Genomic DNA, 24,469 nt, shown 5'->3' with positions numbered 1-24,469 from the left:
GTGAACGTCGGTATGAGCACAGAACCCCGACTCGAAGAGAACAAGCGACTCGCCCGCCGGGTCCCCGAGGAGATCGCCACGCAGCGAAACTTCGACCACTTCGACGAGATCTTCGCCGACGACGTGGTCGAGCACTTCGCGTTCGGACGGGAGATCCGCGGGCGCGAGGCGCTCCGAGAACAGCTCGAAACCTTCTTCGCGGCGTTCCCCGACTTCGAGGCGACCGTCGAGGCGGTCGCCGCCGAGGGCGACCTCGTCGCCATGCGCGTGACGCTCAGCGGGACCCACGAGGGTCCGTTCATGGGCATCGAGCCGACGGGGCGATCGTTCGAGGTCGGGAACATGGTGTTCACCCGGATCGCCGACGGAAAGATCGTCGAGCGCTGGCTACAACCCGACACGCTCGACATGATGCAGCAACTCGGCGTCGTCGACCGTCCGGGAGAGGCAGCGTCGGGCTGAGACGACCGACCCCACCGCAGCGCTCGGCCGGACCCGACGGACGGGCGGGGGCGACGGAGCGCGCTCGCGAGCCCGGCGTCGGCGAACGCGACGCCGTGCGGGAGCGGGGGGACCACGTCCCGACTCGCGGTAGCGGGTGGCGAACGCGTCGGGGTGTCCGCGTCGGGGTCGTGTGAGGGCGAAAGATCCGAGTGGTCGACTGACCGACCTACGGTCGATGTCTCCCACCGAGCGGATCGCCGCGTTCGGCGCGTTCTTCGAGCGGTACGCCCGGACGTGGAAACACGCCGTCGCGACGGCGGCACTGACGGCGTTCGGAACGCTGACGTTTCTGGATCCGCTCTTCGCCGTCGTCGCGCTGCTCGCGTACGTCGTGCCGCCGCTCGTCCTCTACGCCCGGTCGACGGGAGCGGAGGACCCCGACGCCGACCGAGGCGACGACCCGGCGGTCGACGAGGGCCGATCCCGCGACGGGTCTGCGGGGCGCCCCGACCCGAGGTGGACGGCGTCCGCCGTCCCGACGGACGAGACCCTGACCGACGTCGCGGTCGACGGGGACCGCGCCTACGCGGTCGGGTCGGCGGGCACCGTGTTGCGCGACGCCGGCGGCGGGTGGGAACGGGTCGTCGCGGACGGGGCCGACGCGCGGTCGAACGCGCTCGCCGGCGTCGACACGACCGGTTCCGGGGCGGTCTGGTTCGCCGGCGACGCCGGGGCCGTCGGCCGGATCGACGGCTCGGCGGACCGCCACGTGTCCCACTCCGAGCCGAACGGCGACACCACGAACGTCGTCGCGCTCGCCGCCGCCGACGCGGCGGACGGGGAGACCGTCGTGCTCGCTGACGGATCGGGGCGGCTCCGACGTGGCCGCTACCGCGACGGCGAGATGGCGTGGGACGAGCCGACGACGCCGGGGAACGGCTCCAGCCTGAGCGGCGTCGTCCTCCCGACGGCGTCGGTGGGGTACGCCTGTGATACGAGTCAGGCCGTCTTCCGGACGACCGACGGCTGGCGAACCGCGAATCGGATCGGCGTCGACGCGCCGGGGACCCTGACCGACCTCGCGGCGGCCGGTCCCGAGGGCTGTCTGGCGTGTGACGACGGCGGGGTGGTCAGCCGGTACGACGGCGGGCGGTGGACGCCGGAACGGGTCGCCGACGCCGCGCTGGAGTCGGTCGCCGTCCGGAACGGGCGGTGTCTGGCCGGCGGCCGGGAGGGGACGGTGTTCGAGCGGGACGGGACGGAGTGGACGCGGGTGGCGACGCCGGCGACGGTCACGCTGCGCGCCGTGGCGGTGGGCGACTCCAGGGCCGTCGCCGTTGGCGCCGAGGGAACCGTCGTCGAGCGCGACGTCACGACCCCGTGACGGCGTGACCGTCGCTCAGCCGTCGTCGGTGCGGTCCGCAGGCGGGGCGAACGGCCCGACAGAGACGGTCTGACGGGCGATGGTCGCGGCCCGGAACATGTAGGCGATGAACACCGCCATCGGCGTGACGATGACGCCGATTCCGACGCTGACGACAAGCGGGAGCGTCCCCGCCGGGACGGTGACCGAGTCGGGGCGGTAGACGAGCGCCAGCGCGACGCTGACGACCAGGGCGAGCAGGCCCGTGTAGGCGACGACGCGGGAGAGTCGGGCGAAGTCCTGCTGTAGCGACAGCGTCTTGAAGAACTGTCTCGTGACGGCGATGGCCTCGAGCAGGTCCTCGATGGCGTCGAGTTCCGCCGTCGCCGTCTCCGAGAGGCGGTCGCCGTACTCGTTTCGGACCTGTTCCGTCGCGGTGAGGTTCCGGGCGTACTCCGTCCCCAGGATCACTTCGAGGACGTTCACGATGGCCGTCCCGCTCTCGATTTTCGCCGTGATGCTCTCCCCGTAGGCGGCGATACCGGCGGCGTAGTCGCCGAGTTCGTCCGGGAGGTCGGCGTCGGCGTTCCGACGCGCCGAGTCGAGGCGGTTCGCCCGTTCGGTGAGCGTCTCGGCGACGAGGCCGAGAAACTCCGCGGGGTCGTTCGGAACGACGGCGTCGCCGGCGTGGTCCCGGACTCGGCGGCGGAGGTCACGGGTCCCGTCCAGTTGCTCGAACAGTTCGTCGGGGGAGCCGAACACGCGCGAGAGGATGAGCTGATTTATCGACAGCGCGATGGTCACGAGCGTCACCGTCCCGGAGATGAAGCCGCTGGCGAACGCCGAGGCCGCGGCGCTCCGTGGCCCGACGGCGAGGAGGCCCACCTGGGTCAGGGTGGCGAAGACCCCGACGACGGCCGCGAGAAGCACCGCCGCCACGGCGATCCGGTTCCCGCTCAGTACGAGCCAGTGGAGCGCCCGCTCGCCGTAGCCGTCGATGCTCCGGACCGAACTCGCCGTCGTCACCCCTTCACGCATCGTTACTCCCTGTCGAACGCGACACGAGTTCTCGGATCCTTCGAGGCGCTGCTCCTTACCGTTGTGCCTTGCGGACCACGGTCCGCACCCGTACCCGTCCGCGACGAGCCCGAACGCGACGTCGAACGCGAGGGCGTCGGAGTGAACCGGCGCGGAAACTGTGGATTCCTCGGAACGCCGCGGTCGAACCGACGGCTCGGAGGCCGAACGCCGCTCGGCGTTCGGAGATGGGCGTTTTTCCACCGATCCCGGCGTTTTCGGGACGTCCGTAATCGAAACGTGCGATCGGGAAAACGAATACGGAACCCTTAACTGTGGGCTCCGAGTGGTCGTACTTGCAATGGCAAACGGTAAGGTTGATTTCTTCAACGACACTGGCGGCTACGGTTTCATCGAGACTGAGGATGCTGACGACGACGTGTTCTTCCACATGGAGGACGTTGGCGGCGAGGATCTGACCGAGGGGACCGAGATCGAATTCGACATCGAACAGGCCCCCAAGGGCCCGCGCGCGACGAACGTCGTTCGCGTCTAAGCAGGGGGACCGTCGCCGGAAGGCGACAGCGTCGCTCCGTTTTTTGATGACTCACGTCCGGACGAGCGGCGGCGCCGGGGCGCCGCGCCGGCGTGCCGGGGCGTCCGCGGTCGTCCCGTTCTCGGCCGTCCGCTGGACGACGTAGCGACGCCCGACCATCGGGTCGAGGAGGGCGTCGACGGGCGCCCGGTCGTCCCGGAGGACGGGCACGTCGGCCGTCGGCGGCGGCGCCCGGAGGTAGGCGATCTCGCGCTGCAGGTCGATCCCGACGTCCCGGCGGTCGTTGCGGCGCTGCAGGGTTCGTTCGGAGAGGCGCTCCTCCCGTTTCGTGGCGATCACCTCGACGTTCTGGACGACGTTGCCCTCGGCGGTCGGGAAGGTGTACACCTGCGGGAAGACCCGCGCCATCGTCTTGTACTCGGCGCGGTAGAACTTCGAGGCCGGGCCGCCCGGCGCCGAGATGAGGTTCGCGAAGAGGACGCCGTCGGAATCGAGGCGGGACTCCGCGAGGCGCATGAACTCGACGGTGGTCAACTGGAAGGGCACCTTGTCCTTCTTGTAGGCGTCGAGGACGATCAGGTCGTAGGTGCGGTTGGTCTCCTGGAGGAACTGCCGGCCCCCGGTGTTGTAGACGTTCAGCCGGTCGGATTCCTCCAGACGGAAGTACCGCTTCGCCGTCCGGATCACCTCGGGGTCGAGTTCGGCCACGTCGACGGTGACGTCGTACTCGGCGGCGAAGTGTTTCGGGCCGGTGAACCCGCCGCCGCCGACGAACAGCACCCGGTCCACGTCGTCGGTCATGAGGAGGGGGAGGTGAAAGTAGCGGGTGTAATCGAAGACGTGGCGGTCGGGGTCGGAGACGTCCATCGCGGAGTGCGGTTGGCCGTCGAGGTACAGCGTCCGCACGTCCCCCAGTTGCGTGACTTCGAGTTCCTGGTAGGGGGTCTGGGTCTGATAGAGCACGGACCCGCCGGGGGAGACGCCGAGGGCGCCGCTGAACCCCGCGCCGACGACGAGGAGGGCGACGACGACGCCGGCGACGGTCGGCTCCCGACGGTCGGTGCGGCGGACGAGCCACAGCGCCGTGCCGACGAGCAACAGGCCGAAGCCGACGCCGATGGCCTCGACGCTGAGTGCGGGGATCAACACGAACGTCGTGACGAAGGCGCCGACGATGCTGCCGACGGTGCCGACGGCGTAGACGTGACCCGAGGCCGCACCGATCCCCTCGCGGTCCGAGAGTTCGGCGGCGTAGGGGCTGATGAACCCGAGCAGGTAGGTCGGCGGGCCGAAAAGCAGGGTCACGGCGGGGAGCGAGGCGAAGCGGCCGGGGAGGGGGACGGCCCCCGCCGCCGCCAGCATGGTGTCGCTCGCGAACACGACGACGGCGACGTACGCGGCGGTGCCGAGCAGCAGCCACGCGAGGCGACCGTCGGTCGCCCGCTCGGATGCGCGCTGCCCGCCGAGGTGGTAGCCGAGGGAGAGCGCCGCGAGGAAGACGGCGATGATGCTCCCCCAGGTGTAGATGCTGGACCCGAACTGGGGGGCGACGATCCGGCCGGCGAGGATCTCCAGCCCCATGCTGGCCACGCCGGAGACGAACACCGCGAGTCCGGGTCCGGAGGGCGACTCGACGCGAGCGCGGAGCGACGGCATCGTGAGTGGCCTTTCGGCAGCGAGCGGTTAAGCCTTGGCTCGGGGACAGGAGCTTTAACAGCCGGAGCCGCGTAGCCCCGCCGGGCGATGGCCGAGGGCGGCGGCTGCAAGATCGAGGACGTGTGCGCCCGGCGGGGGCTGTCGACGCTCCCCGAGCGGCTGGTGCGGCGGCGGCGGGCGGCGGGCGACAGCCTCCGGGACCTGGAGCGGTTCTTCAACCGCGAACTGCTCGCGGCGGCGATGCGGGCGGCGGGGATGGAACTCCTCGACGACGAGGCGGCGAACGTCTACCGGCTGCTGACCGACGACGGCGTGAGCGACGCGGCGCGCACGGAGGCGACGGACCGGCTGACCCGGGCCGGCGTCGACGTGCAGGCCCTCCGCGAGGACTTCGTGACCTACGGCACCGTCCGCACGCATCTCCGCGAGTGTGCGGGCGTCGACACGGCCCGGGCGTCGGAGCCGGTCGACGCGGGCAGCGTCACCGACACCGTGTTCGCGCTGTTCGGCCGGACGGAGGCGGTCACCGAGCGGGAGCTGTCGCGGCTGGCCGAGACGGAGGCCCTGGAGACGGGACCCCTCTCGGTGTCGCTCGCCGCGCGGGTGACCTGTGAGTCCTGCGGCGAGGAGTATCGGCTGCTGAGCCTGGTCGAACGCGGCGGCTGTGCCTGTGCCGACGCGGGGAGGGGCGCGGGAGAGTCACAAACGTAATAGGTTCGCCCGGACGTACGACGGGTACGTTCGTCCGATCACGGGGCGGTCGGACACGACTCACGATGACAGCCGACGACTCGACCGACGGCGCGGACGGGCTGACGGTTAGCGTCAGGAACGTCGGCGGCATCGAGCGGGCCGAGGTGACCTTCGATCCCGGCATCACCGTCGTCGCGGGGGAGAACGCGTCGAACAAGTCCTCGCTGCTCGGGAGCCTGGGTGCCGCCCTCGGCGGCTCCCACCCGCCGCTCCGGGGCGGCGCCGAGACCGGTTCGGTCACGCTCGCCCTCGACGGCGAGCGGTACGGCGTCGAACTCGCGCGCGAGGGCGGAGAGACCGTCGTCACCGACGCACGGCCGTACACCGAGCGGTCGACGCTCGTCGACCTCTTCGTCCGCCTCGACGAGGACAACCCGATCCGGCGGGCCGTCGTCGACGGGACGGGGCTGCACGACCTGCTCATGCGGCCGGTCGACACCGAGAGGATCGACGCCGAAATCGAGCGACTGCTCGACCGACGGGCGGACCTCGACGAGCGGATCGACGACCTGGAGGAGCGGGCCGACGCCCTGCCGGAACTGGAGGTTCGCGCGCGGCGACTGCGGGAGGAGCTCGACGAGGTGGCGGAGCGACTCGACGAGAAGCGGGCGGCGCTCGACGGGGCGGACCGCCGGGCGGCCGCCGAGGCGACCCGTGACCTCCTCGAGTCCCTCGAAGACGCCCGCTCGGAGCGCGAGCGACTCCGCGACCGACGGGACACCAAGCGACGGGCCATCGACTCCCTGCGGGACGACCTCGACGCCGTCGAGGCGGACCTGTCCGCGCTCGCGGCGGACGTCGACGGGGAGAGCGTCCGGTCGCGGCTCGACGCCGTCGAGGAGGAACTGACGACGCTCCGGGAGCGGAAGGGACGCCTCGACGAGACGATCGACGCCCTGCGGCCCGTCGTCGAGCTGAACCGGGCGTTCCTCGCGGACGATCGACTGCCGGAGGGGTTCGAGGCGGGAGACGTGGTCGACCGCCTCGATCCGGCGTCGGAGACGATCACCTGCTGGACCTGCGGCCAGTCGGTCGAGCGGAGCGAGATCGGCGAGCAGATCGAGGCCGTCGAGGCGATCCTGGAGACGAAACGCGAGGAGCGAACGGTCGTCGAGGCGCGAATCGAGGAGCGTCTCGACGAGCGCGCGGACCTCGAGGAGCGTCTCGACGAGCGCGCGGACCTCGAGACGCGCCGGCGCGAACTCGAGGGGGAGATCGAGGAGCGCGAACGCGCGCTGTCGGAGCTCGAGGACCGCATCGAGGCGGCCGAGGAGCGCATCCGCGACCTGGAGGCGGACCTCGCCGAGGCCGACGCGGACGACGACCTGCTCGAGCGCCACCGCGAGGTGAGCGACCTGGAGTACGAGCGCGGCCGACTCGAGCGCGACATCGCGGCGGTCGAGGACGACGTCGAGGCCGCGGAGGACGCCCGGGCGGAGGTCGAGTCGCTCCGCGAGGAGCGTGCGGCGGTGAACGACCGCCTCGCTGAGCGCCGCGGGCGGGTCGACCGGATCGAGCGCGAGGCCGTCGAGACGGTCAACGAGTGCCTGTCCCGCACCCTGGATCGGCTGGACTACCGCGAGATCGAGCGGGTCTGGATCGACCGCCGGGAGACGGACGAGGGGACGACGTTCGACCTGCAGGTGGTGCGGACCACGGACGACGGCACCGTCTACCGCGCGTCGGTCGACACCCTCAGCAAGAGCGAGCGCGAGGTGGTCGGCCTGGTCATCGCGCTGGCGGGATATCTGGTCCACGACGTGGCCGACGTAGTGCCCGTCGTCGTCGTCGACGCCATCGAGATGCTGGACGCCGAGCGCATCCGCGGGATCCTCTCCGTGTTCGACGACCACGCCCGCTACGTCGTGGCGGCGGCGCTCCCGGAGGAGGCCGAGCGCCTCCGGACGGCGTTCGACACCGTCAGCCCGCGGACGCCGGAAATCGCCAGTCAGTGAGGCTGTGTCGCAGTGTCAGGGGCGGGATCGATCCTCCAACTTATGGGTCGCGAGGCCGTAGCTCGGGCGTCGATGACGACAGTGGACCCCTCCCCCGAACCCGGACCGGCCGCCCGGAGTGCCTTCAGGTTCGGCGTGCTCGTGGCCGCCGTCGCCGGCCTCTCGGTCCTCGCCTGGCTCTACCGGAGCGGTGCGCTCGCGCCGGCAGCGGCGGTGTACGTCACGATCGCCCTCTTTCCCGTCTACCTCCTGGTGGTGGCGTCGGTGCTGAGCGTGTGGCTCGGCTACGACAGGGACCCCACGGACCTCCGGCCGGTCTATCGCTCCCGGTGATCGCCGTCGTCGGAGGGGACGAACCGACCGAGCGGCGTGGCCGCGAGGACGACGGCCGCCCGATCGAGGACGGTCGGATGCCCGCGCTCGTGTCGGCGGAAGGTCCGCGTGAGGCCGTACAGCGAGACGAGCGAGAGGACGGCGAAGGGACCGCCCGTCGCCACCGCCGCGGTCTGTAGCGACTCGCCGCCGCCGACGAGGAGGACGGCGACGGCGACGAGGCCCTGGAGCACGCCCCAGAAGACGATGCTGCCGGTGGTGGGGGCGTGGCCCCGCTCGGTCGCCAGGATGGAGACGACGAGCGTCGACGTGTCGGCGGAGGTGACGATGAAGACGACGATGAGCGCGAGAAACAGGAACATCAGCAGTCGGCTGAGCGGGAGGGCGGCGAAGACGGGAAAGCCCGCGACGGCCTCGGAGCCGCCGCCGGCGGCGACGGCGGCGAGGGCGTCCACCCGGCCCGAGTGCTGGAGCGAGAGCGCCGTCCCGCCGAGCAGGAGGTGCCAGCAGACGGAGGCCGCCGACGTGGCGACCACGCCCGTGAACACGACGGTCCGCACCCGGCGCCCCTTCGAGAGCGCCGCGAGGAAGAGGCCGGCGAAGGGCGCCCAAGAGAACCACCACGACCAGTTCCAGACCGTCCAGTCGGCGGCCCAGTCGCCGCCGGGTGAGAGGCTCATCGCGACGAACTCGGTCGCGTATCGGCCGACGGCGTCGACCCCGGCGTCGAGGACGAAGCCGCGAGGGCCGACGGCGACGAGGAGCATCGAGAGGAGGGCAAAGAGGAGGAGGTTGACGCCGGCGATGCGTCGAATCCCCCGCTGGACGCCGCTCTCCGCGGAGATGCTGTAGATGACGACGAGGCCGGCGACGAAGAGGAGGGCGCCGACGCCGCCGAAGCTCACGCCCCACTGGAACGCCACGCCGGCGAGGAACTGCCGGCCGACGATGGCGACGGAGGTGGCGACGCCGCCGATGGTGGCAAAGACCGCGAGCACGTCCACGAGTTTCGCCGCGTAGCCGTCGAGGCCCTCGACGCCGAGGAAGGGCGTCAGAATCGTCGAGACGCGGAGCGGCGCGCCGTGCCGGTACGTGAAGTAGGCGATCGGGAGACCGACGACGAGGTAGGCGCTCCAGGCGGAGACCCCCCAGTGAAAGAGGGCGTAGCTCAGAGCGACGACCACGGCCGCGTCCGATCGGGGCGCGACGCCGGTCCCGGGCGGCGGCGAGCCGTAGTGAAAGAGCGACTCGGCGGGGCCCCAGAAGACGACGCCGGCGGCGATGCCCGCGGTGAACACCATCGCGAAGTACGTCGGGTAGGTGTAGGTCGGCTCCGCGTCCGGGCCGCCGAGTTTGATCGCCCCCCACGGCCCGACGAGCAGGAACAGGGCGTAGAGGACGGCCAGAAACATCGCCCCGAGGAAAAGCGGGGCGAAGTCGTCGAAGAGCACGCCGTCGACGACGGCCACGGCGGCAGTCGTCGCACCGGGCGCGAGGAGTCGGGCGGCGAAGAAGGCCGCGAGGACGAGGACCGGCACGCCGAACGTGATCGGATCCTGGCGCGCGAGGAAGCCGCTCGCCCAGTCCCGCGGGGAGACGTGCCGGACACGGAGGAGGTAGGGCGCGCCGGGACGGGCGTCCTCGTCGCCCGCCAGTGCGTCGAGGGGGAGGAGCGCGAGGTAGGCCAGCCCGGAGCCGAAAAAGAGGAGGGCGACGACGAGCCACCCCCGGCCGGTCACGACGGAGCCGACGATCCACGGGAAGAAAAAGCCCGAGACGACGACGATACCGGAGGCGGCACACACGGGGAGCAGCGCCGCGCGAACGAGTCGCTCGACGCCGGTCGCGCCGTGGGTCGCCATATCACGACCTGTCGGCGGCCGAGGGTATAGGTGTGTCGTCGACTCACACTTTTTATCTCGGGGTCACGAACGTGAGGCGTGGCGACCGACACGCCCGATCAGCCGAGCGAGACGGCCCTCGACGAGCTGTTCCACCGGCCGGATCGAGTGCCGCTGGTCTACTGGCGGACGTTCTCCGGCGTGCGGACCGCGGTGTGGGTGACGGGCGCGGCCGCCGTCCTCGCCTTCGTCGCCGGTCTCTCCCACCTCAGTCAGGGATCGTTCGTCCCCGCGGGTCCGCTGGCCGGACTCCTCCCGGCTGGAGCGACGGCGGTGGTCCCCCTCGCGAGCATCCTCGGGGCGTTCCTGCTCGTCGTCGTCGCCGCGGGGTTGCGGGCGGGCTATCGCCTCGCGTGGTACGGGGCGCTCGCCCTGTTTCCGGCGCTCCTCGCCGCCCCGCTGGTGACGGGCGACGCCACCGACCTGTTGCTGTTGGTCGCCGGCGCCGTCGGCCTACCGCTGGTGGTCACGAACCGGAGCGGCTTCGACCGCCCGCTCGATCTGACGCCGTTTCAGGCCACCGCGCTCCTCTCCTTCGTTGCGGTGCAGGTGTACGGCACCGTCGGCACCTACGCGATGCGCGAGGACTTCACCGGCGTCGAGAGCCTGACCGACGCCTTCTACTACATCATCGTCACCGGGACGACCGTGGGGTACGGCGACGCGACGCCGACGACGCAGGTGACGAAGCTGTTCACGCTCTCGGTGATCGTCCTCGGGACGGGCGCGTTCACCGTCGCCACGGGGTCGCTGCTCGTCCCGGCCCTCGAATCGCGGATCTCCAAGGCCTTCGGAACCATGACCGCCTCCGAACTCACACTGCTCGAGGACCACGTGCTGGTCCTGGGCCACGGCGAACTGACGGAACCGCTCCTCGACGAACTCGAAGCGACGGCGGACGTGGTCGTCGTGGCGCCCGAGTCCGAGGGGACGAACGCGCTCGACGACCGGGAGGTGAACGTCCTGACCGCCGATCCGACGGACGAGGGGCCGCTGCTCGACGCCCGCATCGACGCCGCCAGGGGCGTGGTCGTCGCCACCGACGACGACGCCCGCGACGCCCTGGCCGTCGTCGCGGCGCGGCAGGCCAACCCCGACGTACGAATCGTCGCCGCGGCGACCGACCAGCGACACGTCGACAAACTCGAAGCCGTCGGCGCCGACGCGGTGGTCAGTCCGGCCGTCATCGGCGGCCGACTCCTCGGGCGGGCGGTTCTGGGCGACGAGAACGGCGGCGCTCTCACCGACCTCTTCGACGACGGGAGCGGGAGCGAGTAGCCGTCGCCGCCCCCAAGTTATTTGCTCCCATCAGGAGAACGACCGGTAAGGGACGTAGCATGTACGAGACGATTCTGATTCCGTTCGACGGAAGCGACGAGGCACGGAAAGGCGCCGAACACGGCATCGACCTCGCGGCCACGTGTGGGGCGACGGTCCACGCGCTGTACGTCATCGACCTCCCGGGTGCGCCACGGACGGTGTACCTGCGGGACGACGAGGACGAGATGCGGGATCGCTACCGCGAGTACGGCGAGGAGGTGACCGGAGAGCTGTGCGAGATGGCGGGCGAGCGCGGCCTCGAGTGTGTCAGCGTGCTCCGGAGCGGGTCGCCCGGCGAGGAGATCGTCGACTACGCGAAGTCCGAAGACATCGACGCCATCGTCCTCGGGAGCGCGTACCGGGGGAAGCTGGGGGCGCTGCTCGGCAGCACGGCCGAGAAGGTCGTCCGGACCGCCGAAACGCCGGTCGTGACGGTGCGCGAGCGGATGAACGACTGACCGGCCGCGACGGAGGGCCTACGCGGACTCCCTGGCGAGCCACCGCTCGCGGAGGTAGATGAGGATGCTCGCGCTCAGGAACGTGAGCCCGGCGAGGCTGAGCCGATCCGCGGCCAGCAGCCACAGCGCCATCGCGAAGGCCGCGACCGTCGCCAGCGCCAGGATCGTCGGGACGGCGTCGGGCATGGGACGTGTCGTCCCACGCGCCGGAGGGTGAAAAGCTCCCACCCGTACGTGCCGGGCGGTCAGTAGAAGTGCTTGAACTCCCAGTGGTACTGGCAGTTGTGACAGGTGGCCCACTCCGGGACCTCGAAGGTCTCCGGGTGGCGCCGGCCGTGTTGCATCCGGGTCCGACAGATCGGACAGGTCAGCGCGAGGAGTTCGAGGTCGGTGAACCGCTCGGGCGGGAGCGTCACCGAACAGGTCGGACAGTCGATGTCCTCGCGCGAGTCGGGTTGCAGGATCCCGGACCCACACTCCGGACACCGGAGCGTCGCGGGCGGTCGGTACGGCCAGCCGGTGTCGCCGTCGATGGTCGTCGTGTGCGTCTCGACGCTCGACAGCCGGAACTTGTTGGGGCCGTCGCCGGTTCGGAGCGGCGCGAGCAACCGCGCGAGGAGCCACCGGAGCGACGCGATCAGCCGACTCCCGGCCGAACCGAGCGCCGCCGCGAGGCCGCGGGGATCGCCGGCCACCACGGGCAATCTGGGGCGGCGAGCGGCATAAATGGCTCGTCGGGGACAGGCTTTCCTCGGGGCCCGTCCAACGGTCGGCCGTGAGCGAACCCACGCCGATCACGTCGACCGCGGCCGCCGTCACCCCGCTCCAGTCGGGAGCGACCGGCCCCGTGCCCGTCCCGGCCACCGCCCCGGTGCGCGCGGCGGCGGCGTGCGTCCTCGTCCTCGCCGTCGGCGCGGCGCTCCGATACCGGTGGCCGGACGCTCTCGACCGGGCGGTCGACGCCACGCTGGAACGGCCGGTTCGATCCCCGATCTACGGCGTGGCGACGGCGGTGCTGGGGTGGCTCGTGGTGGCGTACGCCTTCGGACAGGCGGGGCGCCTCGGCGCCGTCGCCGGCAGGGCGGCGGCCGTCGTCGGGACGGGCGGGGCTCTGGTGGTCGCCGCCGCCGGCGTCGTCGTCGTCGGCACGACGGCCGCGACGGTGGTCGGCGAGGATGCGTGGACCGGCCCGCTCGTCGGCGCGAGCGTCAGCGGCCTGGTGTGGCTGGCGCTGCCGGCGGCGGCGGCGCTCGGCGTCTGGCTGCTGGTCGCCGCGGTCGGCATCGGTGGTGCGGCACGACGGTGGATCCACGCGTCGCGGTCGGTCGAGGCCCGCGTCGAAGGCTGAAAAGGAGCTCCGTCAGTCGCTACTCGCCGGGTCGTCGCCCTCCCTGATGTCCGTCACCATCTCGTCGCCGGAGGTCACCACGTCGACGTTCTCGCGGTCCGAGAGTTCCTCGATGGTCTCGGCGAACTCCTCGGATTCGAGGATCTCGTACTCGTTGCTGAGCCCGAGATAGACGGTGTAACACATCAGACAGAGAATGACGGCGAAGGGCAGCCCGGTCGTGATGGCCGCCGTCTGCAGGGCGGTCAGGCCACCACCGTACAGCAGGATGGCGGCGACGAGGCCCTCGGTGATCGCCCAGAAGATGCGCTGGACCTTCGGCACGTCGTGTTTGCCGCCGGAGGTCAGGTGGTCGACGACAAGCGACCCGGAGTCCGAGGAGGTGACGAAGAAGGTGATGACGAGGAGGGTGGCGAGGATGCCCGAAATCGCCCCGAGGGGGAACTGTTCGAGCATGGCGAACATGGCGACCGTCTGCCCGAGGTCGTTGTAGGTGGCCAGCGCCGCCCCGTTCCCCACGAGCGAGTTGAACAGCGCGCTGCCGCCGAACGTGGACAGCCAGATGGTCGAGAACATGGCCGGCAGCACCAGCACGCCGAGCACGAACTCGCGGACGGTGCGGCCCTTGGAGATGCGGGCGATGAACATGCCGACGAAGGGCGACCACGCGATCCACCAGCCCCAGTAGAAGACGGTCCACGCGGTGACCGTCCCGCCGCCCGGGGCGAGGGTGCCACGGAAGAAGCCGAGCGCGAGGATGTTGTTGAAGTAGACGCCGAGGCCCTCGACCCAGGTGCCGAGGATGAACACCGTCGGGCCGGCGATCAACAGGAACCCGAGCAGCGCGAACATCAGGTAGAGGTTGATCGTGCTCAGGCGCTTGACGCCGCCGTCGAGGCCGGCCGCGACCGAGAGGGTCGCGATGCCGGTGATCCCCGCGATCAGCAGCACCTGCACCAGGGGGGTGTTCGGGATGGAGACCAGTCCGAGGAGGTCCCCGCCGACGTAGGAGAGCCCGGTGTTGACCTGTGCGACCCCGAGGCCGAGCGACGTCGCGAGGCCGAACAGGGTCGCGAACACCGTCACGAGGTCGATGAGGTGACCGGGCCAGCCGTAGATCCGCTCGCCGAGGAGCGGCCAGAAGATGGAGCGGAAGGTGAGCGGCAGGCCGCGGTTGAACGAGAAGAAGGCGAGGCCGAGGCCGACGAGGCCGTAGACGGCCCACGGGTGGAAGCCCCAGTGGAAGAACGTCTGGGCCATCGCCGCGGACGCCGCGGCACCCGTCCCGGCCTCGGCACCGAAGAAGCCGGGGACGTTCTGGAAGTAGTACAGCGGTTCGGAGACGCTGAAGAACATGAGGCCGATCCCCATGCCGGCGCTGAACAGCATCGCCATCCAGGAGAAGTCGCTGAACTCCTTCTCGGCCTGGACGCCACCGATCTTGATCTTGCCGTACTTGCTGAACGCGAAAAAGAGCAGGACGACGATGAAGATGTTCACCGCCAGCAGGTAGAACCAGCCGAAGTTCTCGCCGATGAAGTTGAACAGCCACGTGTAGGCGCCCGCGACGTCGAGGCCGACCCTCGGTCCCAGAATCGTCAGCGCTATGAACGCGCCGATGATCAACAGCGCGACCGGGAACACCACCGGGTGGATGTCGAAGCCGAGCGCCTGGATGTTCGTGTCGCCGGGTTCGCGATCCGACTCGGGGTGGAACAGTTCCACCTGCAGGCCGTCGGACATCGCGCCGGTCGTCTCGTCTGAGTCAGCCATACCGTGCCTCCGTCCGTCGTGAATTGCTCATGGATCGTATGTTCGTGTCTGCACCGTCGGTTGTCGCTCTGTGCGCCGTCCCACCTGACTGCCGTCCCCCGTCACGTCGGTCCCTCGTCGTGCCCCGTGGGCATGGGTAGCCGCCACCATGACAGGGAGCCACATACTTCCCTACTCGTTGTGTCAGATAAAGCTTGGTGTTTTTTCATGGTCGAACCGGGGGGACCGCGGCGGCACGCTCCGGTGGAAGCGCCACGTCGCCGTCGCCCGACCCGCGTCGCGACTACCGCAGGATCTTCTCCCTCCCCGGATCGAACAGCGGTTCCTCGCGCACGGTGGCGTCGTACGTCTCGCCCTCGCAGGTGACCTGCACCGCGGTGCCGGGCTCCGCGTACTCGCTCGGCACGTACGTGTAGGCGATGGACGCGCCGACGCTGTAGCCGTAGTCGGCGGCCTGGACGTAGCCGAGCGTCTCGCCGTCCGCCGTGACGGGGCGGCCGCTCAACAGTCGATCCGTCGAGTCGTCGAGGGTGATTGGGACGATGCGGCTGTCGGGGTCGCCGCCCGCCGCCAAGGCCTCCCTGCCGACGAACTCCGTGTCCATGTCGACGGCGAAGGACAGGCCGGCGGCGAAGGGATCGGTGTCGGTGTCGATGTCCGTCCCCCAGAGCCGGTAGCCCTTCTCCAGGCGCATCGACTCCAGCGCGCCGCCACCCATCGGGCGCACGTCGAGGTCCTGCCCCGCCTCCCACAGCGTCTCCCAGAGTCGGGCGCCGTACTCGGCGGGGGCCCACAGCTCCCAGCCGAGTTCGCCGACGTAGGAGACCCGAAGCGCGATCACGGGCACCTCGCCGACGTACAGGCGCTTGGCCGAGAAGTAGGGGAAGCCCTCGGCGGAGACGTCCGCCTCGGTGACCCGCTGGAGGAGGAGCCGCGACTTCGGCCCCCACAGGCCGATCGTGGAGCGGGCGCCCTCCTCGACGGTGACCGAGACGGTGTCCGGGGCGTGGTTCTCCAGCCACGATCCGTGGATGCCCGGCGAGTTGCCACCGCCGGTGGTCACCATGTACTCGTCGTCACCGAGGCGGACGACGGTCACGTCCGCGAGGACGTTGCCCCCCTCGTTCAGGAGGAGGGAGTAGCGCACCTGCCCCACGTCGATGTCGACGTCGTTGCTACAGACCCGCTGGAGGAAGGCACCGGCCTCGCTCCCCTCGACCATGATCGAGCTGAACGTCGTCATGTCGAACATCGAGACGTGCTCGCGGGTGTGGAGGTGTTCGGCGCCCTCGATCCGCGAGCGGTTGATGCCCTGCCAGCCCTCCTGCTCGGGGATGCGGTCCGCGTAGCGGTCGACGAGGTCGGCGTTGGACTCGTACCACTGGGCCGACTCCCAGCCGCCGCTCTGGACGAAGTGGGCGCCGAGGTCCTCCTGGGCGTGGTAGAAGGGACTGCGGCGGAGGCCGCGGTGGTCGTCGGGTTGCCAGTGGGGTTCGACGATGCTGTAGACCTGCCGGTACCGCGTGGCGCCCCGGTCGACGAAGTAGGGCTTGCTGCCGGCGTGGGGCTCGAACCGGTTGACGTGGATGGCGCCCGTGTCGACGGGGCCGTCGGGCAGCTTCGGCACCCCCGTCTCCATCCACTCCGCGAGGATCTTCCCGTAGCCGCCGGAGTGGGTCCACCAGATGGCGAGGGCGGTCCACAGGCCGGACACGTCCGCCGTCTCGCCGAGGACCGGCATGCCGTCGGGCGTGAACACGAAGATGCCGTTCTCGGTGGCCTGGAAGTCCGCCCCCTCGGAGACGGGGAGGAGTTCCTCGAAGGCCCTCTGCGGTGATTTGTCGCGGTCGGGGTGGGTCGCCCGCTCCCAGTGTTCGTCGGTGAAGTCGTGGACCGAGGCCTGGCGCTCCTCGGTGTTCCCCCCCATGGCGTCCGGGTCGACCGTCAGGGACTCGTGGTTGTACGAGCCGAGGCCGAGGCTGTCGCCGTGGGTGCGGAAGTAGAGGGAGTGGTCCTGGTCGCGGCCGACCGGGCGGCTGGGCGCCTTCCCCATCGCGTCGGTGATGCGGTGGTCGCCCGGAACGTCGAGGGCGTCGGTGTCGACGCGCGTGGCGGGGTCCGCGCCGGCGAGTTCGTCGAGCGGTTCGGTGACCGCGTACTGGTGTTCGACGGGGGCGATGGGCAGGTCCAGCCCCGCGAGTTTCCCCGTCTGGTACCCCCAGTTGTTGGTCGCGACGACACAGCGGTCGCAGTCGATGCGGCCCCGATCCGTCTCGACGGCCCGCACCTCGCCGCCGGCGACGTCGAGGTCGGTCACCGACGTGTGGCCGTGGAAGTCGGCGTCCGACTCCTCGATGTACCACTGGAGGGCGGCGACGCCGTCGACGCGGCCGTCGGTCGGCGAGTAGTAGCCGCCGAGGATGGCGTCCTCGTTCACCAGCGGCAGGTGGTCGGTCACCTCCTCGGGAGTCAGCAGTTGCGGGTCGGGGAGGCCGTAGGCCGTGGCGTGTTCGACCCGTCGCTGGAGGAAGTCCATGCGCTCCTCCGAACGGGCCACCTCGATGCCGCCCACCTCGTCGTAGACGCCCGCGTCGTCGAGGAGGCGGCTGGTGTAGTGAGCCGTCTTCGTCATGAGCTTCGACGGCGACGTCTGGAACATGATGCCGGGGGCGTGCGTCGACGACCCGCCGGTGATCGGCAGGGGCCCCTGATCGACGACGACCACGTCCTCGGCACCGAGTTCCGAGAGGTGGTAGGCGACGCTACAGCCGACGGCGCCGGCGCCGATGACGACCGTCTCGGCGGAGGATGGGAACTTCCTGCTCATCTAAATCAGCGGCTCCTCGCGGACGGTCGCGGCGTATTTCTCGCCCTCGTACAGGACCTCCACGTCGGTGCCTGGATCCGCGAACTCCGGCGGAAGGTAGGTGTAGGCGACGCAGGCGCCGACCGAGTAGCCGTACTCGGCGGAGTGGACGTAGCCGATCGGGTCGTCGGTCGCAGGGTCGAGCACCGGGCGGTCGTCGAGGATCGTCGCCTCGGGGTCGTCGAGCGTGAGGACGGCGACCTCGTGGCGGATGTCGTCGCCGGCGGCGGCGGCCGCGACGGCCTCCTTCCCGACGAAGTCGGTGTCGAGGTCGACGGCGAAGCCGAGGCCGGCCTCGTAGGGGTTGTGTTCGGTGTGGAGGTCCTCACCCCACAGCCGGAACCCCTTCTCGATGCGCAGGGAGTCGAGCGCGCCGTTGCCGTAGGGGCGGATGTCGTACTCCTCGCCCGCCTCCAGAACGTGTTCCCAGAGCGTCTCGCCGTACTCGGCGGGCGTGTACAGTTCCCAGCCGAGTTCGCCCGCGTAGGAGACCCGCAGGGCGGTGACGGGGACGTTCTTCACGTAGAACTGCTGGCTCGTGAAGAAGGGGAAGGCGTCGTCGGAGAGGTCGGCGTCGGCGATCTTCGAGAGGACGTTCCGCGCGTCCGGACCGGTACAGACCATCGCGGCCAAGGAGGACGTAACGTCGTTCACCACGGCCCCCTCGGGCGCCTGCTCGCGCACCCACGCGACATGGTTGTTCCCCACCTCGCGGCCCGTCGTGAGCAGGAGGTAGCGGTCGTCGTCGGTGCGGGTCACCGTGATGTCGGCGCGGACGCCGCCCGCCTCGTTGCACATCAGGGTGTACCGAACCTGTCCCACGTCGAGGTCCATGTCGTTCGTACAGAGCCGCTGGACGAACTCGCCGGCCTCGGGGCCGACGACCTCCATCTTGTTGAACGCCGTCATGTCGTGGAGGCCGACGTGCTCGCGGACGTGGAGGTGTTCGGCGCCCTCGATGGGCGACCAGTATTTCCCCTCCCATCCGTTGCGGTCCGGGATCCGGTCGCCGTACCGCTCTACCAGGTCGGCGTTCGACTCGAACCACTGGGGTTCCTCCCAGCCGGCGGAGGCCCAGAGTTCCGCACCGTACTCCTCGTGGGAGTGGTACATCGGCGTCCGGCGGATGTCGCGCTGCTTGCCCTCCCACACCCACTTGGGGTGCATGATGTTGTAGACGATGCGGTACTCCTCGCCGCCGATGTCGCGGGCGAAGTCCCAGCTTCCCTCGTGGTCGTCGAAGCGATTGACGTCGCAGTGGGCGAGGTCGATCGGGCCGTCGGGGAGGCGCGGCACGCCGTTTTCCATCCACTCCGCGAGCGCCTTCGCCGCGCCGCCGGCGTGGGTGACCCAGATGGCCGCCGCCGTCCACAGCCCGTCGAGTTCCTGTACCGGCCCCATCACGGGCAGGCCGTTGGGCGACTCGGCGAACATCCCGTTGTACTTGAACTCGAGGTCCTTGCCCGCCGTCGCCGGGAGGAGTTCGTCGGCGGCCCGTCGCGGGGCCTTGTGCGGCCGGTCCGGGTGGGTCGGATTCTCCATGTGATACTCCGTGAACTCGTGGACCGATCCCTGCTCGCCGTCGGGGTCGTTGCCGCCCAACTCCTGCGGGTCCGGCACGATGGGCTCGTGGTTGTACGAGCCGATGCCGTAGGAGTCGCCGTGGTTCCGGTAGTACATGGCGTTGTCCTGGTCGCGCAGGATCGGGCGGTCCGGACCGACGAGCAGCCGTTTCGCCTTCTCGCCGGAGACGTTCTCGTAGCCCTCGAACAGCGGGTGGTCGGTGACGTCGACCGCGCTGTCGGCCAGCTCGTCCAGCGACTCGGTCATCGTATACTGGTGTTCGACCGGCGTCACGGGCAGGTGGACGCCCAGTTTCTCGCCCAACTGGCGGGCCCAGATGTTCGTCGCGACGACGACTTCGTCACAGTCGATCGTTCCGCGTTCGGTGACGACCGACTCGACCGAGCCGTCCACGACTTCGACGTCTTCGGTACGGGTGTGTGGGACGAACGTCGCCCCCCGGTCCATCGCCTCGCGGGCCAGCGCGTCGCAGGCGACGACGCCCGACACCTGGCCGTCGGTCGGCGAGTAGTAGCCGCCGAGGATCTGGCTCTCGTCGACGAGCGGCAGGTGGTCGGTCACCTCCTCCGGCGTCAGCAGCTGCGGATCCGGAATGCCCCACGCCGTCGCGTGTTCGACCCGACGCTGGAGGAAGGCCATCCGCTCCTCGCTGCGGGCGACTTCGATGCCGCCCGTCTCGTTGTACGCCTGCTGGCCGTCGCGTCCCTCGAGCTGGGAGTACAGCTGTCGGCTGTAGTTCGCGAACTTCGAGAGCTCCTTCGACTCGGCCGTCTGGAACATGATGCCCGGCGCGTGCGTCGAGGAACCGCCGGTCGTCGGCATCGGTCCCTGGTCGACGACCACCACGTCGTCGCGACCCAATTCGGTGAGTTGGTACGCGAGGTTACACCCGACGATGCCGGCGCCGACGATTACGGTGCCGGCGTCGCTGGGTAGCGTGTTTCCATCACTCATACCGAAATAGTTCGTCCGATGCGTCTTATAATCACACCTCCGCGACGACACCCATTTATATACCGGTGACCCGTGAACGGCCCAAATTTTAACGATGATAGATATGTTAAGCAGGGCGCAGCAGGCGGTCGGTCCTGCGCCGGGGGCCTCTTATATGTACGAGATACCTGTGGCTCACCCTTATGCAGATAGGGATCATCGATGGGGACAGATGACGACCAACGAATCCCAGTCGCTCGACGCACACCCGAACCACCCGGAAATCGATCAGTCGGACCGCGTACTCCCGCGGAACCTGCGACAGACCGGCGATCCGGGCATCGAGATGCTCGTCTCGACGCGCGTCCGCAAGTCCCCCTTCTTCCACAAGTCGTTCAACGAGGAGGGCGCGTGGCGCTGTACGGTCTACAACCGCGTCTACCACCCGCGCGGACTCGTCGAACCCGAGGACGGCGGCGCGATGAAGGAGTACGAGGCGCTGACCGAGAGCGTGACGCTGTGGGACGTGGCCGTGGAGCGCCAGATCCGCGTGAAGGGGCCGGACGCCGAGGCCCTGACCGACTACGTGATCACGCGGGACGCGACGGAAATCGAGTCGATGAAGGGCAAGTACGTCATCCTCTGTAACGAGGACGGCGGCATCCTGAACGACCCGGTCCTCCTGCGAGTCGCGGAGGACGAGTTCTGGTTCTCCATCTCCGACTCGACGCTCATGCAGTGGCTGCAGGGCGTCAACGTCGGCATGGACTTCGACGTCGAGATCGACGAGATCGACGTCGCGCCGATGCAGATTCAGGGCCCGCTCTCGGAGGACGTGATGGTCGAAGTGGTCGGCGAGGAGGTCAGCGACATTCCGTACTACGGCCTCATGGACACGGAGATCAACGGCTGTCCGGTGCTGGTGAGCCAGACCGGCTTCTCCGGCGAGAAGGGCTTCGAGATCTACGTGAAGGACGCGAGCGAGAACGCCGAGCGCGTCTGGGATCCCGTGATGGAGACGGTGAAGGACCACGGCGGCCGCCAGATCGCCCCCGGTCACCACCGCCGGATCGCGGCGGGCATCCTCTCGTGGGGACAGGACATGGACCACGAGACCTCGCCGTTCCAGGTCAACCTCGGCTACCAGGTCCCCGACGACAAGGAGGGCGACTACATCGGCAAGGAGGAACTCGAACGCCAGAAGGAACTGATCGAGGGCGGCGAGTACCCGTTCAACCTGAAGATGGTCGGCCTGAAGATCGCGGGCGAACCGATCCGCGACTACGCGCCGGACTTCTGGATCATCTCCGATCCCGACACCGGGAAGGAGTGTGGGTACATGACCTCGCCGTGGTGGAACCCCGATCTGGAGACGAACATCGGCCTCGGGTTCGTGCCCGCGGAGAAGCTGGAGTCCGAGACGGACGCCCTCCTCAACGACGAGATCTACGAGGAGGACCTCGACCTCGAATTCGCCGTCCACCTGCCCGACGAGTACGCCGAGGAGGACGGCGAACCCGCGTACGCGACGGTCGCGGAGGTGCCGTTCAAGGAGTCGGTGAACCCGAGCGCCCGGGAACAGGCGAAGCTGAACGCCCGGCAGGACGCCGGCGAGTAACCGTTCGACAGCCCGAACCACCACGCGACCCCACGCTCGACGACTGCTGACCACATGCCACTCACCACCTCGACCGAATCCGCCGACGGCGCATCGAGCCTGCTCACCGACCCCCGGTTCGAGCTGATGCCCTTCGACAGCTTCGAGGGGCAGATGGAACAGCTTCCGGAGGGCGCCGAGATCGCGGTCACGGCCTCGCCACAGCTCGGCCTCGACGCGACGGTGGAGTGGTCCGAGCGGGCGGCCGCCCGGGGGTACGACCCCATCCCCCACGTCGCCGCGCGGTACGTGCGCGACGACGACCACCTCGACGAGGTCGCCGGCCGCCTCGTCGACGCCGGCGTCACCGACGTCTTCGTGCCCGGCGGCGACCGCGAGGATCCCGTCGGCGAGTTCGAGTCGGCCCACGACCTCCTCGTGGCGCTCGACGACCTCGGCTACGACTTCGACGAGGTGGGGATCACGGGGTACCCGGAGGGCCACGACTTCCTCGACGACCGGACGCTGGCCGAGTCGATGGCGAAGAAGGCGCCGTACGCCACGTACGTCACGACGCAGCTCTGTTACGACCCGGAGGCCGTCCGGCGCTGGATCGAGGAGATCCGCGACCGCGGGATCGACCTCCCCGTCGAGGTGGGGATCCCGGGCGTCATGAAGTACCAGCGCCTCCTGAACATCTCACAGAAGGTCGGCGTCGGCGACTCGGTGCGCTTCCTGCGGAAGACGAGCGGCATCGTGGGGTTCGTCCGCCAGCTCGTCGGCTCGCGCGGGAAGTACACGCCGGACGACCTGGTCGACGGCCTGGCCCCGTACGCCGGCGACCCGGAGTACGGCATCCGGGGGCTCCACATCTACACCTTCAACCAGGTGGCCGACACCGAGGCGTGGCGGCGCGGACGGCTCGACGCGTGACGAAGTCTCGTCGGTGACGTCCGTTCGTTTTGGAAGTTTTCCCGGTTTTATATCTGATTCGTAAGTTCCCCAGCCGTTTCGGGGGCGAATCGTCAATCCATATTAAAGGCCACACGTGAGACAGGTCAGGGACTTTGATCCCGGGGCGTCGACGTGAGGGTACATGACACGGTGGAACGACGGCGCGGAGGAAGTGAGCGCCGTGAGCCCCGACATCACCGACGAGACGAACGCCCTGCCGGCGAGATACTTCACCGACCCCGACGTCTGGGAGATGGAAAAGGAGAAGATTTTCTCCCGGTACTGGGTCTACGCCGGTCACGAGAACTGCATCCCCGAGACGGGCGACTACTTCACCCGGACCGTCGGCGACAAGCAGGTCGTCGTCGCGCGCGACGAGGACGGCGACGTGCGCGCGTTCTACAACGTCTGTGCGCACCGCGGCTCGAAGATGGTCGAGGACACGCCGATGACCGACCCCGGGAACATGGGGCGGATCCAGTGTCCGTACCACCTCTGGACCTACGACCTGGACGGCGACCTGCGGAGCACGCCCCGGAGCTTCGAGGAGGCGAGTCTCAACCCGGACCTCGACGACGCGGACGTCTCGGGGCTCGATCCCGACGAGAACGGCCTCATGGAGGTTCGCACCGACGACATCGGCCCGCTGGTCTTCCTGAACTTCGCCGACGACCCGCCGCTCACGCTGGCCGAACAGGCCGGGAAGCTGAAGACCCGGCTGGAGTCGCTCCCGCTGTCGGAGTACGAACACGCCCGCCGGTACGTCTCCGAGGTGGAGTGCAACTGGAAGACCTTCGGCGGCAACTACTCCGAGTGCGACCACTGTCAGGCGAACCACCAGGACTGGATCAGGGGAATCCAGCTCGACGAGTCGGAACTGGAGGTCAACGACTACCACTGGGTGCTCCACTACACCCACGAGGAGGACGTCGAGGACGAACTGCGCATCCACGACGAACACGAGGCCCAGTTCCACTACTTCTGGCCCAACTTCACGGTCAACATGTACGGCACCGCGGACGGCTACGGGACGTACATCGTCGATCCGATCGACGAGGGGCGGTTCCAGCTGATCGCGGACTACTACTTCGCGGAGTCGGACCTCAGCGAGGACGAGGAGGAGTTCGTCCGCACCAGCCGCCAGCTTCAGGAGGAGGACTTCGAACTGTGCGAACGGCAGTACGAGGGCCTCCGGTCGGGCGCGCTCGGCCAGGGACAGCTCGGCCCCAACGAACACACCCTCCACCGGTTCCACCGGCTCGCCCAGGAGGCGTACGACGCCTGATGGCCCGGAACGACTCCCCCGTCGCGTCCTGTCCGGACTGCGAGGAGCGGAGGACCGCCGAGGACCCGAACGAGGTGGTGCGGTTCTACCGGCGCCACCACGCGGTCACCGGCCACGACGTGGTGTGGGAGCGACCCCCATCGCTCCCCGACCTCCCGCCGAACGCCGACGTCGAGGACGCCGTCGCCGCCCTCGGTGACCCCGACGCCGCGCTCGGAACCGTCGCCGCGGCGGCGAGCGAGTGGGGCTGGACCGTCGGCGAGACGCTCGATGCGGTCCACGACCGACGGCTGACGGGCGCGCTCTGGGAACCGCGAGACGACCACGTGGCCGTCGTCTGACCGGTCGGCGTCGTACCGGAATTAGTAACTAT

The 24,469-nt window shown here is 69.5% G+C and carries 21 protein-coding genes; 13 read left to right on the top strand and 8 right to left on the bottom strand.

The window, feature by feature from the left end; translation table 11 throughout:
* The first annotated feature begins 12 nt into the window (after nucleotides 1–12).
* Entirely contained in the window at nucleotides 13–462 is a 450-nt protein-coding gene (locus tag NBT67_RS14915) for an ester cyclase (protein WP_251342554.1), read from the top strand.
* Between the two features lie 217 nt (nucleotides 463–679).
* Nucleotides 680–1,828 (top strand): beta propeller repeat protein, encoded by a 1,149-nt coding sequence (locus tag NBT67_RS14910; RefSeq protein ID WP_251342553.1) that lies wholly within the window; start codon nucleotides 680–682, stop codon nucleotides 1,826–1,828.
* A gap of 15 nt (nucleotides 1,829–1,843) precedes the next feature.
* Here NBT67_RS14910 and NBT67_RS14905 read toward each other — a convergent pair whose 3' ends face one another.
* A complete protein-coding gene (locus NBT67_RS14905) occupies nucleotides 1,844–2,845 on the bottom strand; it encodes a DUF7972 family membrane protein (RefSeq protein WP_251342552.1) in 1,002 nt (333 codons plus the stop codon).
* Between the two features lie 340 nt (nucleotides 2,846–3,185).
* Here NBT67_RS14905 and NBT67_RS14900 point away from each other — a divergent pair, with 340 nt between their 5' ends.
* Complete coding sequence (locus NBT67_RS14900) at nucleotides 3,186–3,380, top strand: cold-shock protein (RefSeq protein WP_049937282.1); 195 nt, start codon at nucleotides 3,186–3,188, stop codon at nucleotides 3,378–3,380.
* A 51-nt stretch (nucleotides 3,381–3,431) separates the two neighbouring features.
* On the opposite strand, the gene NBT67_RS14895 is transcribed toward NBT67_RS14900, so the two are convergent.
* On the bottom strand, nucleotides 3,432–5,036 hold the full coding sequence (locus NBT67_RS14895) for a spermidine synthase (protein ID WP_251342551.1): 1,605 nt from the start codon (nucleotides 5,034–5,036) through the stop codon (nucleotides 3,432–3,434).
* 87 nt (nucleotides 5,037–5,123) lie between these two features.
* Between NBT67_RS14895 and rdfA the strand changes: the two genes are divergently transcribed.
* From rdfA to NBT67_RS14880, 3 genes are all read left to right on the top strand, one after another.
* Nucleotides 5,124–5,747, top strand: coding sequence for a rod-determining factor RdfA (rdfA, locus tag NBT67_RS14890; RefSeq protein ID WP_251342550.1), 624 nt, complete (start codon nucleotides 5,124–5,126; stop codon nucleotides 5,745–5,747).
* 65 nt (nucleotides 5,748–5,812) lie between these two features.
* Complete coding sequence (locus tag NBT67_RS14885; RefSeq protein WP_251342549.1) at nucleotides 5,813–7,744, top strand: archaea-specific SMC-related protein; 1,932 nt, start codon at nucleotides 5,813–5,815, stop codon at nucleotides 7,742–7,744.
* Between the two features lie 72 nt (nucleotides 7,745–7,816).
* Nucleotides 7,817–8,077: a hypothetical protein gene (locus tag NBT67_RS14880; protein ID WP_251342548.1), complete on the top strand. Its 261-nt coding sequence runs from the start codon at nucleotides 7,817–7,819 to the stop codon at nucleotides 8,075–8,077.
* Here NBT67_RS14880 and NBT67_RS14875 read toward each other — a convergent pair.
* On the bottom strand, nucleotides 8,062–9,939 hold the full coding sequence (locus NBT67_RS14875) for a BCCT family transporter (RefSeq protein ID WP_251342547.1): 1,878 nt from the start codon (nucleotides 9,937–9,939) through the stop codon (nucleotides 8,062–8,064). The two genes, NBT67_RS14880 and NBT67_RS14875, sit on opposite strands and share 16 nt — an antisense overlap.
* 78 nt (nucleotides 9,940–10,017) lie before the next feature.
* Between NBT67_RS14875 and NBT67_RS14870 the strand changes: the two genes are divergently transcribed.
* Both NBT67_RS14870 and NBT67_RS14865 read left to right on the top strand, forming a co-directional pair.
* The gene (locus NBT67_RS14870) at nucleotides 10,018–11,256 is read left to right on the top strand and encodes an NAD-binding protein (protein WP_251342546.1); all 1,239 of its coding nucleotides are present in this window, start codon (nucleotides 10,018–10,020) and stop codon (nucleotides 11,254–11,256) included.
* 59 nt (nucleotides 11,257–11,315) lie between these two features.
* Nucleotides 11,316–11,756 carry a universal stress protein gene (locus NBT67_RS14865; protein ID WP_251342545.1) on the top strand — a complete coding sequence of 147 codons (441 nt, stop codon included), beginning with the start codon at nucleotides 11,316–11,318 and terminating at the stop codon, nucleotides 11,754–11,756.
* Between the two features lie 18 nt (nucleotides 11,757–11,774).
* On the opposite strand, the gene NBT67_RS14860 is transcribed toward NBT67_RS14865, so the two are convergent.
* Nucleotides 11,775–11,942: a hypothetical protein gene (locus NBT67_RS14860; protein ID WP_251342544.1), complete on the bottom strand. Its 168-nt coding sequence runs from the start codon at nucleotides 11,940–11,942 to the stop codon at nucleotides 11,775–11,777.
* A 59-nt stretch (nucleotides 11,943–12,001) separates the two neighbouring features.
* Nucleotides 12,002–12,451 carry a hypothetical protein gene (locus NBT67_RS14855; RefSeq protein WP_251342543.1) on the bottom strand — a complete coding sequence of 150 codons (450 nt, stop codon included), beginning with the start codon at nucleotides 12,449–12,451 and terminating at the stop codon, nucleotides 12,002–12,004.
* 80 nt (nucleotides 12,452–12,531) lie between these two features.
* Between NBT67_RS14855 and NBT67_RS14850 the strand changes: the two genes are divergently transcribed.
* Nucleotides 12,532–13,104, top strand: coding sequence for a hypothetical protein (locus tag NBT67_RS14850; RefSeq protein ID WP_251342542.1), 573 nt, complete (start codon nucleotides 12,532–12,534; stop codon nucleotides 13,102–13,104).
* Between the two features lie 12 nt (nucleotides 13,105–13,116).
* On the opposite strand, the gene NBT67_RS14845 is transcribed toward NBT67_RS14850, so the two are convergent.
* The 3 genes from NBT67_RS14845 to NBT67_RS14835 form a co-directional block, all read right to left on the bottom strand.
* A complete protein-coding gene (locus NBT67_RS14845; RefSeq protein WP_251342541.1) occupies nucleotides 13,117–14,877 on the bottom strand; it encodes a BCCT family transporter in 1,761 nt (586 codons plus the stop codon).
* A gap of 283 nt (nucleotides 14,878–15,160) precedes the next feature.
* On the bottom strand, nucleotides 15,161–17,704 hold the full coding sequence (locus NBT67_RS14840; protein WP_251342540.1) for a GcvT family protein: 2,544 nt from the start codon (nucleotides 17,702–17,704) through the stop codon (nucleotides 15,161–15,163).
* On the bottom strand, nucleotides 17,705–20,281 hold the full coding sequence (locus NBT67_RS14835) for a GcvT family protein (protein WP_251342539.1): 2,577 nt from the start codon (nucleotides 20,279–20,281) through the stop codon (nucleotides 17,705–17,707).
* Nucleotides 20,282–20,492: 211 nt separating this feature from the next.
* Here NBT67_RS14835 and NBT67_RS14830 point away from each other — a divergent pair, with 211 nt between their 5' ends.
* The 4 genes from NBT67_RS14830 to NBT67_RS14815 all read left to right on the top strand — a co-directional run bounded on the left by NBT67_RS14830 (nucleotide 20,493) and on the right by NBT67_RS14815 (nucleotide 24,437).
* Entirely contained in the window at nucleotides 20,493–21,878 is a 1,386-nt protein-coding gene (locus NBT67_RS14830) for an aminomethyltransferase family protein (protein WP_251342538.1), read from the top strand.
* 54 nt (nucleotides 21,879–21,932) lie between these two features.
* Nucleotides 21,933–22,790: a methylenetetrahydrofolate reductase gene (locus NBT67_RS14825; RefSeq protein WP_251342537.1), complete on the top strand. Its 858-nt coding sequence runs from the start codon at nucleotides 21,933–21,935 to the stop codon at nucleotides 22,788–22,790.
* 163 nt (nucleotides 22,791–22,953) lie between these two features.
* Complete coding sequence (locus NBT67_RS14820) at nucleotides 22,954–24,096, top strand: aromatic ring-hydroxylating oxygenase subunit alpha (protein WP_251342536.1); 1,143 nt, start codon at nucleotides 22,954–22,956, stop codon at nucleotides 24,094–24,096.
* On the top strand, nucleotides 24,096–24,437 hold the full coding sequence (locus NBT67_RS14815; RefSeq protein ID WP_251342535.1) for a hypothetical protein: 342 nt from the start codon (nucleotides 24,096–24,098) through the stop codon (nucleotides 24,435–24,437). Before NBT67_RS14820 ends, NBT67_RS14815 begins: the two co-directional genes overlap by 1 nt.
* Nucleotides 24,438–24,469: the final 32 nt, after the last annotated feature.

Source organism: Haloplanus sp. GDY1 (assembly GCF_023703775.1).
GTDB classification, from domain to species: domain Archaea; phylum Halobacteriota; class Halobacteria; order Halobacteriales; family Haloferacaceae; genus Haloplanus; species Haloplanus halophilus.
The sequence above is the reverse complement of the archived record's forward strand: the minus strand, read 5'-3'. Positions and strand labels throughout refer to the sequence as shown.

Bases quoted from the DNA above. Each gene is read 5' to 3' on its own strand.
- NBT67_RS14915 (WP_251342554.1), top strand. From the start codon at position 13: ATGAGCACAGAACCCCGACTCGAAGAGAACAAGCGACTCGCCCGCCGG.
- NBT67_RS14910 (WP_251342553.1), top strand. From the start codon at position 680: ATGTCTCCCACCGAGCGGATCGCCGCGTTCGGCGCGTTCTTCGAGCGG.
- NBT67_RS14905 (WP_251342552.1), bottom strand. From the start codon at position 2,845: ATGCGTGAAGGGGTGACGACGGCGAGTTCGGTCCGGAGCATCGACGGC.
- NBT67_RS14900 (WP_049937282.1), top strand. From the start codon at position 3,186: ATGGCAAACGGTAAGGTTGATTTCTTCAACGACACTGGCGGCTACGGT.
- NBT67_RS14895 (WP_251342551.1), bottom strand. From the start codon at position 5,036: ATGCCGTCGCTCCGCGCTCGCGTCGAGTCGCCCTCCGGACCCGGACTC.
- rdfA (WP_251342550.1), top strand. From the start codon at position 5,124: ATGGCCGAGGGCGGCGGCTGCAAGATCGAGGACGTGTGCGCCCGGCGG.
- NBT67_RS14885 (WP_251342549.1), top strand. From the start codon at position 5,813: ATGACAGCCGACGACTCGACCGACGGCGCGGACGGGCTGACGGTTAGC.
- NBT67_RS14880 (WP_251342548.1), top strand. From the start codon at position 7,817: ATGACGACAGTGGACCCCTCCCCCGAACCCGGACCGGCCGCCCGGAGT.
- NBT67_RS14875 (WP_251342547.1), bottom strand. From the start codon at position 9,939: ATGGCGACCCACGGCGCGACCGGCGTCGAGCGACTCGTTCGCGCGGCG.
- NBT67_RS14865 (WP_251342545.1), top strand. From the start codon at position 11,316: ATGTACGAGACGATTCTGATTCCGTTCGACGGAAGCGACGAGGCACGG.
- NBT67_RS14860 (WP_251342544.1), bottom strand. From the start codon at position 11,942: ATGCCCGACGCCGTCCCGACGATCCTGGCGCTGGCGACGGTCGCGGCC.
- NBT67_RS14845 (WP_251342541.1), bottom strand. From the start codon at position 14,877: ATGGCTGACTCAGACGAGACGACCGGCGCGATGTCCGACGGCCTGCAG.
- NBT67_RS14840 (WP_251342540.1), bottom strand. From the start codon at position 17,704: ATGAGCAGGAAGTTCCCATCCTCCGCCGAGACGGTCGTCATCGGCGCC.
- NBT67_RS14835 (WP_251342539.1), bottom strand. From the start codon at position 20,281: ATGAGTGATGGAAACACGCTACCCAGCGACGCCGGCACCGTAATCGTC.
- NBT67_RS14830 (WP_251342538.1), top strand. From the start codon at position 20,493: ATGACGACCAACGAATCCCAGTCGCTCGACGCACACCCGAACCACCCG.
- NBT67_RS14825 (WP_251342537.1), top strand. From the start codon at position 21,933: ATGCCACTCACCACCTCGACCGAATCCGCCGACGGCGCATCGAGCCTG.
- NBT67_RS14820 (WP_251342536.1), top strand. From the start codon at position 22,954: ATGACACGGTGGAACGACGGCGCGGAGGAAGTGAGCGCCGTGAGCCCC.
- NBT67_RS14815 (WP_251342535.1), top strand. From the start codon at position 24,096: ATGGCCCGGAACGACTCCCCCGTCGCGTCCTGTCCGGACTGCGAGGAG.